Below are 457 nucleotides of genomic sequence, written 5' to 3'. Positions count from 1 at the left end.
AACGGCGAAATCCGCTGGAAATGGAAAGAGTTCATGAGCGAACCTGAAAACCGCTGCCGCCTGGTGCTGATCGTGCCCGATATCGCCGATGCCGATGAGCAGGCGAAAATCGTCGGCGATGCGCTGAAGGGCGGCGATGTCGCCTCGATCATCCTGCCGCAATACGGGCTTGGGGACGGCGAGTTTCAGAAACATGCCGAAAAGATCGTGCCGCTGGCGCAGAACGCGGGTGCGGCGGCGCTGCTTGCCGGCGACAGCCGGGTCGTTGGACGCACCAAGGCGGATGGCCTGCATATCACTGGCGGTGCGGCGGAGATTTCCGAGGCGGTCGAGAAATATGCCGACAAGCTGATCGTCGGCGGCGGCAATGCGGCCGACCGGCATCATGCGCTCGAGATCGGCGAGGAGCGTCCCGAATATGTCTTCTTCGGCAAGCTCGAAGGCGACATCAAGCCGG

At 62.6% G+C, this 457-nt stretch carries 1 protein-coding gene; it reads left to right on the top strand.

The window, feature by feature from the left end; translation table 11 throughout:
• Positions 1-33: 33 nt before the first annotated feature.
• The coding region (locus tag B3605_RS12360) for a thiamine phosphate synthase (RefSeq protein WP_296434079.1) at positions 34-457 on the top strand (424 nt) is incomplete at its 3' end.

Origin of the sequence: Rhizobium sp. UBA1881 (assembly GCF_002338015.1) — a bacterium.
GTDB lineage: Bacteria > Pseudomonadota > Alphaproteobacteria > Rhizobiales > Rhizobiaceae > Rhizobium.
The sequence above is the reverse complement of the archived record's forward strand: the minus strand, read 5'-3'. Positions and strand labels throughout refer to the sequence as shown.